This is a genomic window from Klebsiella sp. RC2 (assembly GCF_014192815.1).
Classification (GTDB): Bacteria; Pseudomonadota; Gammaproteobacteria; order Enterobacterales; family Enterobacteriaceae; genus Klebsiella; species Klebsiella variicola.
The window spans coordinates 49621-63660 of the sequence record NZ_JACHYL010000003.1 but is presented as its reverse complement, the minus strand read 5'-3'; the positions used below and the strand labels follow the sequence as shown (position 1 = coordinate 63660).

13 protein-coding genes are annotated in these 14040 nt (G+C 56.7%); 3 read left to right on the top strand and 10 right to left on the bottom strand.

The window, feature by feature from the left end; genetic code table 11:
* Positions 1–18 precede the first annotated feature (18 nt).
* The 7 genes from FHW76_RS09880 to FHW76_RS09850 form a co-directional block, all read right to left on the bottom strand.
* The gene (locus FHW76_RS09880; protein ID WP_012968207.1) at positions 19–1125 is read right to left on the bottom strand and encodes a PTS fructose transporter subunit IIC; all 1107 of its coding nucleotides are present in this window, start codon (positions 1123–1125) and stop codon (positions 19–21) included.
* 42 nt (positions 1126–1167) lie between these two features.
* Positions 1168–1479: a PTS fructose transporter subunit IIB gene (locus FHW76_RS09875; RefSeq protein WP_004179922.1), complete on the bottom strand. Its 312-nt coding sequence runs from the start codon at positions 1477–1479 to the stop codon at positions 1168–1170.
* Positions 1480–1535: 56 nt separating this feature from the next.
* The gene (locus FHW76_RS09870; RefSeq protein WP_012968206.1) at positions 1536–2006 is read right to left on the bottom strand and encodes a PTS sugar transporter subunit IIA; all 471 of its coding nucleotides are present in this window, start codon (positions 2004–2006) and stop codon (positions 1536–1538) included.
* Positions 2007–2119: 113 nt separating this feature from the next.
* Complete coding sequence (alsE, locus tag FHW76_RS09865; RefSeq protein WP_012968205.1) at positions 2120–2800, bottom strand: D-allulose 6-phosphate 3-epimerase; 681 nt, start codon at positions 2798–2800, stop codon at positions 2120–2122.
* A gap of 23 nt (positions 2801–2823) precedes the next feature.
* Positions 2824–4086, bottom strand: a complete 1263-nt coding sequence (locus FHW76_RS09860) for a PTS ascorbate transporter subunit IIC (RefSeq protein ID WP_012968204.1) — start codon at positions 4084–4086, stop codon at positions 2824–2826.
* Between the two features lie 30 nt (positions 4087–4116).
* Complete coding sequence (locus FHW76_RS09855; protein ID WP_012968203.1) at positions 4117–4383, bottom strand: PTS sugar transporter subunit IIB; 267 nt, start codon at positions 4381–4383, stop codon at positions 4117–4119.
* An 11-nt stretch (positions 4384–4394) separates the two neighbouring features.
* Positions 4395–4832, bottom strand: coding sequence for a PTS sugar transporter subunit IIA (locus FHW76_RS09850; RefSeq protein WP_023322630.1), 438 nt, complete (start codon positions 4830–4832; stop codon positions 4395–4397).
* Positions 4833–5049: 217 nt separating this feature from the next.
* On the opposite strand from FHW76_RS09850, the gene FHW76_RS09845 reads away from it, so the two are divergent.
* Entirely contained in the window at positions 5050–6102 is a 1053-nt protein-coding gene (locus FHW76_RS09845) for a LacI family DNA-binding transcriptional regulator (protein WP_032691394.1), read from the top strand.
* A gap of 36 nt (positions 6103–6138) precedes the next feature.
* On the opposite strand, the gene FHW76_RS09840 is transcribed toward FHW76_RS09845, so the two are convergent.
* A complete protein-coding gene (locus FHW76_RS09840) occupies positions 6139–7059 on the bottom strand; it encodes a LysR family transcriptional regulator (protein ID WP_082228231.1) in 921 nt (306 codons plus the stop codon).
* 104 nt (positions 7060–7163) lie between these two features.
* Between FHW76_RS09840 and FHW76_RS09835 the strand changes: the two genes are divergently transcribed.
* Together FHW76_RS09835 and FHW76_RS09830 are read left to right on the top strand one after the other, a co-directional pair.
* Complete coding sequence (locus FHW76_RS09835) at positions 7164–7829, top strand: SDR family oxidoreductase (protein ID WP_183476617.1); 666 nt, start codon at positions 7164–7166, stop codon at positions 7827–7829.
* 124 nt (positions 7830–7953) lie between these two features.
* On the top strand, positions 7954–8592 hold the full coding sequence (locus FHW76_RS09830; protein WP_042947720.1) for a hypothetical protein: 639 nt from the start codon (positions 7954–7956) through the stop codon (positions 8590–8592).
* 42 nt (positions 8593–8634) lie between these two features.
* Here FHW76_RS09830 and atzF read toward each other — a convergent pair whose 3' ends face one another.
* Positions 8635–10431: an allophanate hydrolase gene (atzF, locus tag FHW76_RS09825; RefSeq protein WP_183476615.1), complete on the bottom strand. Its 1797-nt coding sequence runs from the start codon at positions 10429–10431 to the stop codon at positions 8635–8637.
* Positions 10428–14033 (bottom strand): urea carboxylase, encoded by a 3606-nt coding sequence (gene uca / locus FHW76_RS09820; RefSeq protein WP_183476613.1) that lies wholly within the window; start codon positions 14031–14033, stop codon positions 10428–10430. Before uca ends, atzF begins: the two co-directional genes overlap by 4 nt.
* Positions 14034–14040: the final 7 nt, after the last annotated feature.

Sequence of the window (14040 nt, the reverse complement as noted above, 5' to 3'; positions counted from 1 at the left end):
AAATAATACAGGGGTAAGTTAGCTCACTTTAATATCATTAAGGTCGATATCCTCTTCTTCGTGATCATGAGTAACCAGCACATCACGCGGAATATCTTTTTTGATGACAGCATAAACCGTGGCGGTAACAACAATATTCACCAGCAGGGCCATAATGCCAGCCATCGGGTGTGACATGGTGGGGATCATCAGTACCCCACCAAAAGGCACCGTGGCATCCGCACCATACACCATGGTGACTGCGCCACCGCACGCGCCACCGATGGCCGCGGCGGCGATACCGCGGACGATATCGTTCATGACGATCGGGATAGAGCCTTCAACGATATTAACAATCCCCATTGGAACCGCCGATTTTAAGGTTTCCACTTCTTCACTGTTATAGATGTTCTTACGCAGAAGCTTAGCAATGAAGAAAGCCAGGCCGAAACCAATAGGCGTTGCGGTGTTAACTAACTGAAGCGCGGTAATCGGCTCATTTATTCCCTGCGCCTGCAGCGTGAGAACGAAGGCAAAGCATGTCTTATTAAGCGGGCCGCCAAAGTCAACAATACACAGAGCGCCTATCACTGCGCCCAACACAAGATTCGATGACGTGCCCATACTTCTCAGGAAAGATGTCAGCGCTTCCGTAAAGATACCGATAGGCGTACCAATGATATAGACCATAATCAGGCAGCTGATAATGGAGGCAAAAAAAGGCACGATCAACGTTGGCATCAAACCGCGAGCCCAGTCAGGCACCTTGACGTTTTTAATGATCGCCAGCGCGATATAGCCGGCAATGTAGCCACCGATCATCCCGCCGATAAAGCCTGCGCTGATGGTGTTCGCCGCCAGCCCGACGACAAATCCTGGTGCGATGCCCGGCTTGCCAGCAATCGAGCCGGAAATACCCACCGCAATGACCACCGGCAACAGCCCAAGCGCCTTAGCGCCCAGAGTGGCCATCGCCTGCCATAAATCAAATTGCCCCGGCGTTAACGTGTCCTGCACCGTTCCACCAAGCCCCATGCCGATGGCAATAATAAACCCAGCACCACAGACAATGGGGATCAGAAATGAGATAGCGGTCAGCAGATGTCCTTTAGGATTTGCTGCTTGCCATATTTGTTTTAGAGACATAAATTACGCCCTTAAGTATAGAGTCAGCAGGCCGAAATAAAATTATGAATTGACTATTTCACTGAGTTTTTCAATCAGTTTATTGGGGGATTTCACTGCCGTTTCCGTGGCGACTTTGACCACTTTCTTACCCGCAAACCGTTCTTCTCCCGTCACTTTAACATCCGCGGCAAGCAGAACAATATCTGCCATGGCAATCTCATCAGCGGTTAACTGATTCTCAATGCCGATGGTCCCTTGGGTCTCGATTTTAACGTTATGACCGGCTTTTTTGGCGGCTGTTTCAATTTTCTTTTGAGCAATATAGGTGTGTGCAATCCCCACCGTACAGGCGGTAACTCCGACAATATTCATCACGATTCTCCGTTAATTCATTTAATAAGATATAAAAGAATGTTAACAACTACATATTACGCTTCGGTGCTTTCAGTTTCTGAATTGAAAAGCGCAATGATTTTATATGGATCAGATTCAACCAGTAATTTAGCGATAATGTCTTCGTCGGCCAGTGACCCGGATACTTGCGCTAACAGGCGAATATGAGTGGCATTTTGATCCACCAGGCAAACCGCAAATAAAATAATACAGCGAACATCGCTGCCATCCATGGTCTCCCAGGGAATGGTATGTTGCGTGCGTCCGATGGCTAATGCGGTACGGGAAACACCGGAAGATTTGCCATGCGGGATCGCAATATGATTTTCAAAACCGGTAGAGCCTTGCTCCTCACGTAACCAGACATCACGAATAAAGTCCTCCTTATTAGTCACCGCACCATCCTGTACTAGTAAATCGGTGAGTTCTTCTATCACCTCTTCTTTCGTTCTGGCGGTCATATTTAACTTGATGTTTTTAACATTAAGCACTGTCGAAATATCCATAATTCACCCGCATTCATATAGAGTGGTCGTTGAATAACAGAGCAGGCATCGCTGGCGTGATGCAGGTCTTTTAATTTTTTTTAAATATATGCTGTGGTTCGTAAAAAAATTAATTAGGCAGCGACGGTTTCACGCTGGAAAATCTCGATCATTCTGTCCCATGCCTGGCTGACATCCTCATGGAGAGAAAACAGACCCGATGTCCCTACGATAAAGACATCCACACCGGATTCGGCAATCTGGCCAAACGTTTTTGCATTGCAGGAGCCATCAATTTCTGTCAGATAGTGATAGCCATTATTTTTGCGCATACTGATGAGCTTTCTTATCTTGTTCAGCGATTCAGGAATAAACTTTTGTCCGGCATAGCCCGGATCAACTGACATGACCGTCACTTTATCCAACAGGTGCGCATATTCAGCAATACTTTCAGCCGGTGTCGCCGGGTTCAACACCACCCCGCATTGCTTGCCTGCATCCTTGATCTGATTCAGCAGGCGGAAAATTTTGTTATTCGCCGTCTCGGGATGAAAGCTAATGATATCGGCGCCGGCCTCGAGACACATGGGAATAATATCTTCCGGATGGTTCACCATCAGATGGACATCGATGGGAACGGTAGTGATTTTTTTCAGGTTCTCAATAAAAAAGGGAGACAGTGTGATATTGCGGACGTAATTACCATCCATTATATCAACGTGATAAAAATCCGCTTTTTTATTCATTGCCGTGATCTGTTCTTTGAACTGCGTTAAATCCATGCACATCAGTGAGGGTGAAAATTTCGCGCTCATAAACCATCTCCGATAATAAACAGTTAGTTAAACATTGCGATAATATGCCCCAGAACGATGCCGACAACGCCAAAGTCTGCATCGCCAAAGGTTGTAGAACCCAGGCCCATATCTCCCATCATTGGCAAAAGGATGGCCGGCAGGAACGAAATGAGCAGGCCGTGGGCAAATGCCCCCACCACTGCCCCGCGACGTCCGCCAGTGATGTTGCCGTAAACGCCAGCCGTTGCCCCGCAGAAGAAATGTGGCACCAGCCCCGGGACGATGACGCTCAAGCCGAACAGCGGGCAGAGGAACATGCTGACCAGGCCTGCAACAAAGCTTGCGAGAAACCCGACGATGACGGCATTTGGAGCAAAGGGAAACACCGTCGGGCAGTCGAGCGCCGGCTTCGCATCTTTCACTAATTTGTCTGCAATACCTTTAAACGCTGGCACAATTTCGGCAATCACCATCCGCACACCGGCGAGGATGATATAAACCCCCGCAGCAAAAGTGAGGGACTGAATAATGGCGAAGATAATAAAATTCTGACCGGCACTCAGTGTCTCCTCGACAAAGGTTTTGCCCGCGACGACCACCAACACCAGGAACAGAATCATCATGGTGAGAGAGATGGCCACCGACGAGTCGCGAAGAAAATTGAGTGACTTAGGCACTTTAATTTCTTCAATCGAGGGGCTACCTTTCCCGACGACTTTGCCCACCAGCGCGGAAAGCAGATAACCAATAGAGCCAAAATGGCCGAGAGCCAGATCGTCGGTATTGGTAATTTTACGGGTAAACGGCTGCAAGATCGCCGGAGAGATCACCATCATCGCGCCGAGAATCACCGCCCCGATGGCCACCACCCACCCCCCCGACAATCCCCCGACTGACAAGATCACCGCCAGCATCGCTGCCATATAGAGCGTGTGGTGGCCCGTTAAAAAGATGTACTTTAATGGCGTCAGACGCGCCAGGGCGATATTGATCAACATGCCCAACACCATGATTGTGGCGGTTTCCGTGCCATAATTCTTCTGCGCCAGCGCGGCCATCGCGTCGGTGTTAGGGACCACCCCCTGAATATGAAATGAATGTTCAAACAGCTGGCTAAAAATGGTTAATGTATAGGCAATGATACCGGCGCCTGCCGTTAAAATAACAAAGCCCATGATGGTTTTCAGTGTTCCTGAAATAACATCTGAAATTCCTTTTTTTTGCAACAGCAGACCGATCAGAGAAAACAATCCAACCAGAATTGCCGGTGTCCCTAACACATCATAAATAAGGAAATGAAGCATATTAAACTCCACGGTTCAGAAAGCCGTTGCTTAAATGTGTTCTGCTAAAATCTCTTTGATTTTATTGTTGTCGAGTAAATTACTTAATCCAACAACCTTTGCGGAATGACCAACTAAATGTTCGGCAATATCGTTGGCGCTCAGAATAAGGTCCGCCGTTTCGCTTTTCGCTGACGTCAGGTCGGTATGCGCGACTTCAGCCTCTTTATTCATTTCGGCAAGAATTTTTTTGACATTCATTTCAACGATAAAGCTGCTGCCTAAACCATTGCCGCAGACGATGAGTACTTTTTTCATTCTCTTTTCCTTCAGTCAATAACAGCCTGAATTGCCTTAATATCATCGGCTTTTAACAATCGTTCTAGCTTTTGCTGATCGCTAAAGAGTTCTGCCAGTTCACCGATCATCGTGATATGTTCATTCCCGGAACGAGCGCATAGCATAATAATCACGTATACCGGGTCGTTCTCCGTTGAGCCAAATGATATGCCCTCTTTAATATGAAGGAGCGATAATCCATTCCTCAATGCACCTTGTTCAGGGCGGGCATGGGGCATTGCTAATCCCGGGGCTAATAGATAATAAGGCCCAAGTTCTTCATGGCTTTTCAAAATCGCCTCAATATAGTGCTCTGCCATATACCCCTGCGCCAGCAAAGGTTCTGCTGAGAGTCGAACGGCATTTTTCCAGTTATCTATTGAGTTAATGACATTAATTTTATCCGGGGTTAACCAGTCTCTAATCATATGCACTCCCGAGGGGTCCCATGTGCTGAACTATAAACAGCTAAATAAAATGCAACTGTGATACACCTCCCAAAGTTAGCGCTAACAAGCAAAAATGTTAAAAAATGAGTTACCGCTAACACTGGTTATAATGTGCTTTCCCCCTCGCTGTGGTAAGTTATAATGTGTATCAACGATTTACTTTTGTTACTTTTTATTTTTCAAACGGTTGGTGATCCTGGTGAAGAGTCTAGACGCAGACAATAGCCCGAAAGAAAAACGTCGTAAGGGAACTGGGAAGATAACCCTGACCGAAGTGGCTGAGTTTGTCGGCGTGAGCGCCATGACCGTCTCGCGTGCGCTGAGAATGCCTGAAAAAGTCAACCCTGACCTTCGCGACCGTATTGATGCGGCAGTAAGCCAACTCGGCTATGTCCCCAATCTCCAGGCGCGTAATCTGGCGTCGGTCCATTCCGATCTCATTCTGGCCGTCGTCCCCACCTTCTCTTCGCCAGGTTTTTTGCCGGTGTCGGAGGCGTTACAAAAGATCCTGACTGAACGCGGCTATACCATGATGTTTATGGAATCCGGTCATGACGGCCAAAGCGAACAAAAAACGTTTGAAAAAATGCTCGCCTATAACCCGGCAGCGATTATTCAGTTTAATATCGACACCATTGAGAGCTGTACCCAGCTGCTGGCCAACGTAGATGTGCCTATCCTGGAAATTGGCGCGTTAAATACGCAGTCTGTTGGCATGTGCATCGGTGTGGATTACGGTAAGGCTGTGAAACAGATCGTGACCCACCTGGCGGACGCCTCATTAAAAAATATCGCGTTACTGTGTACCCCGGCCAACAATACAATGTTTCGCCAGCTCCTGAGCGGCTGGAATACGGCGATGCTGGCCCTTAACCGTTCTCCGCATCGGGTAGTGACCACTCATTTGCCTTCCACCATTGCCACAGGGGTGAATATTTTCAAGGATATGATGATCACCTGGGGCGATCTGGATGCGCTAATTTGCACATCGGATGAAATGGCGTGTGGATGCATGATGGCCTGCCACAGCGCCGGGATCAAAGTGCCCAATACCGTAGCCATTGCGAGTTTAGGCGGCGGGGTATTATCGACAGTCTGTTCCCCTGCCCTGACAACCGTTGAATTTCACTGGCATGACATTGGGGTGAAGGCCGGGAAAGCGCTTCTCGACCTGCTCAACGATAAACCTTGTGAAAAGTTTATTGAAATTCCGTCAGTACTCAAAGTCCGGGCCAGTACCGCGGTATAACCGCCATCCGTGGCTTGCTCTATCGGCACCCCCCGCTTATCGCTTCAACTCGTCCTGCCACAGCGGGGATGACGCCAGCTGCTGGCATACCGCGTCGATAAATACCCGGGTCTTGGCGGGAACCAGCGTGCCGGGCGGCATCAGGGCATAAACGCTAACCCGCGCCGCGCTGCGCCAGTCGGGCAGCACGCGGACCAGTTCCCCGCACTGCACCGCCTGATTAACCATCCATCCCGGCAGCAGTGCGATCCCGGTTGCGCGAATGACCGCCGTCAGCAGCGCTTCACTGATATTGGTGGTGAGGGGGCCAGCTGGCGTCACCTGGATATGCTCCCGACCATTCTCGAGGATCCAGTAGGGCCAGTCCGGATGGTGGGTAAAGCCGAGACACCGATGGGCAGCCAGTTGCTCAGGATGAGTCGGTTCACCGTAGCGTTGCAGATAGGCCGGCGAAGCAATCAACTGGCTGCGAAATGCCCCCAGCTCGCGCCCGGTTAAGGTACTGTCCCGCACGTTTCCCAGGCGGATCACCGCATCAAACCCCTCCGCGACAATATCGACCCGTCGATCGAGAAAATGGGCATCAAGACGAATATCCGGATACGCCTGCAGGAAATCAGGAAACATCGGGGCAATCAGCTCCCGGCCAAAGGTCACCGGCAGTGAGACCCGCAACGTTCCCTGCGGGGTGGCAGCAAAGTCGCCTACTTCCCGGCTGGCGGCGCTGAGCTCATCCAGCGCCGTGCTGGCGCGCTGCAAAAACCAGGTTCCGGCTTCAGTCAGCGTTACGCTACGGGTGGTACGCACCAGCAACCGGACACCCAGTTTTTTCTCAAGGTGGCTGACCCGGCGGGAAATCACCGATGCATCCCGCTCCAGCCTGAGGCTGGCCCCGATAAAACTCCCTGCCTCAGCCACACAGACAAACGCCATCAGCTCATCAAAATCATCGAACATGATTCCTGCACCCTGCACATTAATCATTTGCAAATAAGGCTGATTATCAGCGATCTGTTGGTCTATTAACATAGCGGCTCTTCAACCTACAGTGAGAGCAGCCTATGAAAACGTTTTTGAGTATTGGGTCCGGTCCTGGGATGGGAATGGCGACGGCCTCACGATTTGCCGGTGAGGGATTCCGGGTAATACTGTCTTCTCGCAATAAAAGCAATGTGGCGGCGCAGGCCGACCAGTTGAGAGCGGCTGGAATTGCCGCGGAAGGCCGCGTGGCGGACGCCAGCGATATCACCAGTATCGCGGAACTCATTCGTGAGGTAGAGGTGGAAACCGGCGGTGTGGATGTGCTGCATTTCAACGCCGCGGCCATGCATGACGGTAATCTTGATACCCAGTCGGTGGCAGGCTTCATTCAGGATCTCAGCACCAATATTGGCGCGGTATATGCCGCCATCAAAGCGGTCACTCCGCGGATGGCCGCGCGTGGAGAAGGTGCGATCCTGCTGACTGGCGGGATGTTTGCCACTCAGCCCCACCCGGAGTATCTGACGCTGAGCGTCGGCAAAGCCGGGCTGCTTAACCTGACGCATGGCCTTTTCCCGGTATTGAAAGCGCAAAATATTCATCTTTCCATCGTGACGGTGGGGGCCTACGTCACGCCGGGTTCCGCCGAAGCCCGGGAGATTGCCGATCTGTTCTGGCAGCAATACCGCCAGCCATCCGCGCAATGGACAGCGGAAGCGTTTTATCCCGTCCCACACCATCAGTAACCTTCCCCGGCCGTCGCCTGGCGTCCGGGAGCCATCGCCCGGACGTGCGGAAGAAACGTCATCCATCGCTTGCTTTCCCTGTCACCTCGGATCAGGATACGACGATATTCATGGAGGCTATGTGATGAAATATTCTATCGGTATGGCGGTGACGTTATTGTTGAGCACGCCGGTGCTGGCGGCGGGCGAGCTTGAGATTAACCAGTCTCCCCTGACGCTGGTGTTGAGCGATCAGAATCAGGCACGGGTCTCTTCCTGTGCCGATTTCATTGCGCTGCGTAAAGCGGGAGAGACCGTCGATGCGCTGCCCGGGCTTTCCGACCCGGATGGCCGTGCGGCGGAAGCGGCGTTATTCTCCTGCTGGCTACAGGCCTACACCATCGATCATACGTTATTCCCCTCTGCCGCGCCGAAACCAACCCTGGCTGAGGTGGTTCAGCACTTTCCTGCCAGCGCGGCGTTTATCGTCAGCGATGACGAAAAGCAGGACGTCGCCAAAAACTATGTGGGGAAAACCATCGCCGACTATACCCCGGACCTGAAAGCCAGGGACGATCGTCTGGAATCAGCGGCCAGCGCCAGCGGTTATGTGCTGGATGAGTATTATGCGTTTACCGATAAGCAAGGGCATCAGCTCAACATTGTCGCTCTGGTGGGCTACGCCATCGGCGGCACGGCAAGCGTGAAAAGCTACTATCGCATCGATGACACGCACGCCCGCGTCTGGAGCATCACCCTGCTCGATGAGAACAGCCCGCTATAAGCGAGGGTTCCCTCTGCGGCGCTACCGCAGAGGATGTTCCGTTTACCTGGTAAGCCACTGACGCCAGCCGCCCCAGGCAGTGATTTCCGTGGCCTCCCCCAGCCCGGCGGCTTCGCAAATAAAGCCCGTCACCCATCGGCCGTCGGCCAGCTCAACCTGTCCCAGCCCCAGCGGCGCGGGAATAGCGGCCAGCAGCGACCCCACCTCGGCGCTGGGTATCTCCCAGACTTCCACCGCTATCGCCGCGCCGTCGCGCTCGTCACGCACCATCGCCGGGCGCTTGCCATCCGCGAGCGCGTACAAACGATAGCGTGGCGCGCTGTGGGTCGCCTGCAGCAACCGACCGCCCCGCGCCAGCAATTGACCGTTTAAGGGCAGACCGGCCAGATGCGCACCGCATACCGCCAGTGCCATCCGGTCATGGCCTGCGGAATGCGCAGGCGGCGGGCTCTCCAGCCGCGCGCCGCCTGCCAGCGGCAGCCGCTCCGCGCGCTGGAAGGCGTCGGCCAGGCTCAGCAAATACTGATCGGTAAACGCCCGGCCAAACAGCGTGACGCCGGAGGGCAATCCGTCAGGCATAAACCCGCACGGCACACTCACCGCCGCATAGTCCAGCAGGTTCATAAAGTTGGTGTAGTAGCCCAGATCGGCGTTGCGGGCGATCGGCTCCGCCGCCAGCTCGTCGAGCGTCACCGGGCGCGGAAAGGTTGGCGTCAGCACGCAGTCCAGCGTATCAAGGATGGCATCGCACTGCGCTTTATACCCCTGCAGCTGATACATCGCCTTAAAGGTCGCCGTCGCGTCGATAGCAGGCGCTTTCGCCAGCACGTCGCGAATCACCGGCAGCACGGCATCCGGCTGCTGCTCAATCAGCGGCCCGGCCACCGCATAGCGTTCAGCAACCCACGGTCCGTCATACAGCAGGCGGGCGGCGGCCAGAAATGGCGCGAAATCGATCGCTACCGGCACGCCGCCGAGCGCCGTCAGCCGCTGCACGGCCTGGGCGAACAGCGCTTCGCTGGCGCGGCAACCGAGGAAGTTCAGCGTCTGCGGAACGCCAAAGCGAAACCCGGCGGACGGCCTGCCAAAGGCCTGCCGGCTGTTCCACTGGGGATTGCGGCGGCTGTAGCTATCCTGCGGATCGGTCCGGGCAACCAGCGCCAGCAGTTGGCTGGCCTCGTCGGCGGTAGCGCTGAAAAAGGTCACACAGTCCAGCGTGCGACAGGCAGGGACGACCCCGGCGGTGGAGATCACCCCTTTCGTCGCTTTCAGCCCCACCAGGTTATTCAGCCCGGCCGGAACGCGACCGCTGCCGGCGGTGTCGGTCCCCAGCGCGAAGCTGGCGACACCCAGGGCTACCGCCAGCGCGGAGCCGGCGCTGGAGCCACCGGAGGGGTAAGCCGGGTGGTACGCGTTGCGGCAACGTCCGTACGGCGAACGGGTTCCGTTCAGGCCGGTGGCAAACTGGTCGAGATTGGTTTTGCCCACCGGCACGGCTCCCAGCGCAATCAGCTGCGCGACAATGGTCGCGTTTTGCGTCGGCCGGTATGCAAACGCCGGGCAGGCAGCGGTCGTGACGATCTCCGCAAGGTCAATATTGTCTTTGATCGCGAACGGCACGCCGTACAGCGGAAGCGTCTCTGGCGAATGGCCTTCCAGCGCCGCGAGAAACGGCGCCTGCTCCGCTTCGCTCAGGAGATGGATAAACAGATTAAATTCGGGATTCAGCGTTTCCGCCCGCTGGCGGATCGCCGCCAACAGCGCCCGCGGGGTGGTGTTGCCGTTACGATAGTTCGCCGCCAGGGTCGCCAGGCGTAAATCAAACGTCTGCTGCATCATGCCTTCTCCTCAATAATCACTGCCACCCGTTGCCCGGCACGCACCGCGCTGCCTGGCTGCACATTGACCTGCTGAACCCTGCCATCGCACGGCGCCAGCAGCGGGATCTCCATTTTCATCGACTCAAGCACCACCAGCACATCACCGGCGCGCACCAGACGACCGGCCTCGGTCTGTACCTGCCACAAATTACCGGATACCGGGCTTTCCACCCCCTGCTCGCCCGGTTGCAGCGGCGCATCGCCCGCTTCTTCTGCGGCGCTCTCCTGACTGTCGAAATGGGCCTGGCCGCTGGCGATCCAGCGATCGCGTTCGGCGTTAAACGCCCGCTGCTGATGGTCGCGAAACGCGTCAATGCTCTGCGCCTCGCGAGCGAGAAATTGCTGGTATTCCGCCAGCCGCAGCGTGCTGTGTTCGATGCGCAGCGGATAGCGACCGAGCGGGAAATCGCGGCGAATCTCCAGCAGTTCATCGGCCGAAACCGGATAGAAACGCAGCTGATCGAAAAAGCGCAGCAGCCACGGCTTGCCGGCAAAATCGGCCACCTCGTGATAGCGATTCCACATCTGCAGAGTGCGGCCGACAAACTGATAGCCGCCCGGGCCTTCCATACCGTAGACGCACAGATACGCCCCGCCGATGCCCACCGAGTTTTCCGCCGTCCAGGTTCGCGCCGGGTTGTACTTGGTGGTGACCAGCCGATGGCGCGGATCAAGGGGCGTGGCCACCGGCGCGCCGAGATAGACATCGCCGAGGCCCATCACCAGATAGCTGGCGTCAAACACCGTGTTCCATACGGCCTGCTCATCCGGCAGATCGTTTATCCGGCGAATAAACTCGAGGTTGCTTGGGCACCACGGGGCGTCCGGGCGGACGGTGGTCATATATTTGTCGATCGCCTTGCGGCAGGCCGGATCGTCCCAGGAGAGCGGGAGATGCACGACCCGCGTTGGAACCTGCAGATCATCGCTCATGCAGACCGTGGCCCACTCCCCGCTGACCCACGCCAGCAGGGTCTCCAGCGCCAGCGTTTCCGGCTGGAAATGCAGCTGCAGCGAGCGGATCCCCGGCGTGATATCGATGATCCCTTCCCGGGCTTGCCCTTCAAGGGCCTGCATCAGGGCATGGATGCGAAAGCGCAGCACCAGATCCAGCTCCGCCTCACCGGCCTCCAGCAGCAGATGGGTATCACCGGAGAGGCGCGCCACCAGGCGTTTGTCGGCGTCACCGCAGGTCATCACCACCGGCGAGGTGAGCGGCGCAGGCTGCCAGGCAACGTCCTGCGCCTGCAGGGTCGCCAGCTCCGCGCGACGACCTGCCGCCAGCCGCCGGGCGGTGGGGACGTCCACCGCCACAAAGCGCACTTTATCCCCCGCCTTAAGCTGGCCCAGTTGCCAGAGATCGGCTTCGATAACCGTGACCGGGCAGACGAAGCCTCCGAGGCTTGGGCCGTCCGGCCCGAGGATCACCGGCATATCGCCGGTAAAATCCACGGCCCCCACGGCATAGGGGTTGTCATGAATATTCGACGGATGCAGCCCGGCTTCGCCGCCGCTGTCACGGGTCCAGACCGGCTTAGGCCCGATCAGGCGCACGCCGGTGCGGCTGGAGTTAAAATGCACTTCCCAGTCGGTGGCAAAAAAGGTCGCCATATACGCCGGGGCAAAGAACTCCGGCGCGCCGTGGGGACCATAAATCACCCGCAGCGTACGGACGTCCGTCAGCGCGGTGCGCAGCCCTGCGGGAAGCGCCGCGCCTTCCCCTGTCTCAGCCAAAGGCGCAAGATGCAGCACGTCGCCAGCGCGTAGCGCCCGTCCGCCGTGGCCGCCAAACTGGCCGAGGGTAAAGGTGCTTTTACTGCCCAAATAATCCGGTACCTGAATACCGCCGCGCAGGCAGAGATAGCTTCTGACGCCTGGTCCGTTTATTGCCCCCAGCCTGAGGGTCGCCCCCGCCGGAATAGTGAATACGCAGTTCATGTCCTGCCCGGCGCCATCGAGCGTGACGGCGAGCGGCGCGCCGCAGACCACCGCCTGTACGGCGGTATTAAATTTCAGGGTGGGTCCGCTAAGGGTGATCTCCAGCGCGGCGTCACCCTCGGCATTGCCCAGCAGACGGTTGCCCAGGCGCAGCGCCCGGTCATCCATCGGGCCCGAAGGCGGTACGCCCACCGCCCAGTACCCCAGACGTCCCGGATAGTCCTGGACGCTGGTCTGGGTGCCAGCGCTCAGAACCTCCACGGTATCGGCCCGGTAGCGCAACTGATCCAGGCAGCGGGTCCAGGGTTCTCCGGCGGTAAACGGCGCAAAGCCGAGGATCTGCTGCAGGTATAAGCGGTTGGTTTCGACGCCATACAGGCGGGTCTCCGCCAGGGCCTGCGCCAGGCCGGCGATTGCCTCATCGCGGCTGGGGCGCCAGACGATAGCTTTCGCCAGCAGTGGGTCGAAAAACGGCGGCACCTCACACCCGGCCTCCACCCAGCGGTCGATGCGCAGCGTGGCGCCGTCCGCCGGTGGAAACCAGACGTCGGTTAACAGTCCAGGCGAAGGCTGAAACTGGCGGCCAGGATCTTCGGCGTAAATTCGCGCCTGAATGGCATGGCCCCGGGGCTGTAGCCCGGCGGCCAGCTCGCTCAGCGGCGGTAAATCCCCTGCGGCCAGGGCGATCATCCAGCGTACCAGATCCACGCCCCACACCTGCTCCGTCACGCCGTGCTCCACCTGCAGGCGGGTATTGACCTCAAGGAAATAGAAGCGCTGCGCCGCACTGTCGTAGACAAACTCCACCGTCCCGGCGCTGCGGTAGTTCACCGCTTTCCCGAGAGCAATGGCCGCGCTACACAGCGCCTGCGCCATCCCATCCGGCAGATTCGGCGCCGGGGTCTCTTCAATCACTTTCTGGTTACGCCGCTGCAGCGAGCAGTCGCGCACGCCGAGGGCGATAACCTCCCCCTCACCGTCGCCGAAGATCTGCACCTCCAGGTGACGGGCGCGTTCGATATATTTTTCGAGAAACACCCCGGCGTCGCTGAAGTTGTTTTGCCCCAGCCGCTGCACCGTGGCAAAGGCCTCGCTCAGTTCGCGGGCGTCGCGGCAGACGCGCATGCCAATCCCCCCGCCGCCAGCCGTGCTCTTGAGCATCACCGGGTAGCCCACCGCCTCGGCCGCCCGGCAGGCTTCCTCGCTGTCGGCCAGCAGTTCACTGCCTTCCAGCAGCGGCACGCCCTCCGCTTTCGCCAGCGCGCGAGCGGTATGTTTCAGGCCAAAGGTACGCAGCTGTTGCGGGGTCGGGCCAACAAACGCCAGTCCCGCCGCCTCACAGGCTTCGGCGAAGGTGGCGTTTTCCGACAGAAAGCCGTAGCCGGGATGGATGGCGCGGGCGCCGCTCTGCAGCGCGGCGGCAATGATCTTCTCTACCACCAGATAAGTTTGCGCTGCCGGGCCCTCGCCAAGGCTGAGCGCTTCATCCGCTTCGCGGACGTGCAGACTGCTCAGGTCGGCTTCGGCGTAAACGGCAACCCCCTTCACCTGCATGGCGCGCAGGGTACGTAAAATGCGGCAGGCTATCGCCCCACGGTTGGCAATCAGTAAGGTATCAAACATAAGCGGA

What these genes read in the sequence shown, in the direction of transcription:
- alsE (WP_012968205.1), bottom strand. Translation starts at nt 2,800, where the DNA reads ATGAGCGCGAAATTTTCACCCTCACTGATGTGCATGGATTTAACGCAG.
- FHW76_RS09880 (WP_012968207.1), bottom strand. Translation starts at nt 1,125, where the DNA reads ATGTCTCTAAAACAAATATGGCAAGCAGCAAATCCTAAAGGACATCTG.
- uca (WP_183476613.1), bottom strand. Translation starts at nt 14,033, where the DNA reads ATGTTTGATACCTTACTGATTGCCAACCGTGGGGCGATAGCCTGCCGC.
- FHW76_RS09875 (WP_004179922.1), bottom strand. Translation starts at nt 1,479, where the DNA reads ATGAATATTGTCGGAGTTACCGCCTGTACGGTGGGGATTGCACACACC.
- FHW76_RS09835 (WP_183476617.1), top strand. Translation starts at nt 7,164, where the DNA reads ATGAAAACGTTTTTGAGTATTGGGTCCGGTCCTGGGATGGGAATGGCG.
- FHW76_RS09855 (WP_012968203.1), bottom strand. Translation starts at nt 4,383, where the DNA reads ATGAAAAAAGTACTCATCGTCTGCGGCAATGGTTTAGGCAGCAGCTTT.
- FHW76_RS09830 (WP_042947720.1), top strand. Translation starts at nt 7,954, where the DNA reads ATGAAATATTCTATCGGTATGGCGGTGACGTTATTGTTGAGCACGCCG.
- FHW76_RS09850 (WP_023322630.1), bottom strand. Translation starts at nt 4,832, where the DNA reads ATGATTAGAGACTGGTTAACCCCGGATAAAATTAATGTCATTAACTCA.
- FHW76_RS09840 (WP_082228231.1), bottom strand. Translation starts at nt 7,059, where the DNA reads ATGTTCGATGATTTTGATGAGCTGATGGCGTTTGTCTGTGTGGCTGAG.
- FHW76_RS09860 (WP_012968204.1), bottom strand. Translation starts at nt 4,086, where the DNA reads ATGCTTCATTTCCTTATTTATGATGTGTTAGGGACACCGGCAATTCTG.
- atzF (WP_183476615.1), bottom strand. Translation starts at nt 10,431, where the DNA reads ATGATGCAGCAGACGTTTGATTTACGCCTGGCGACCCTGGCGGCGAAC.
- FHW76_RS09870 (WP_012968206.1), bottom strand. Translation starts at nt 2,006, where the DNA reads ATGGATATTTCGACAGTGCTTAATGTTAAAAACATCAAGTTAAATATG.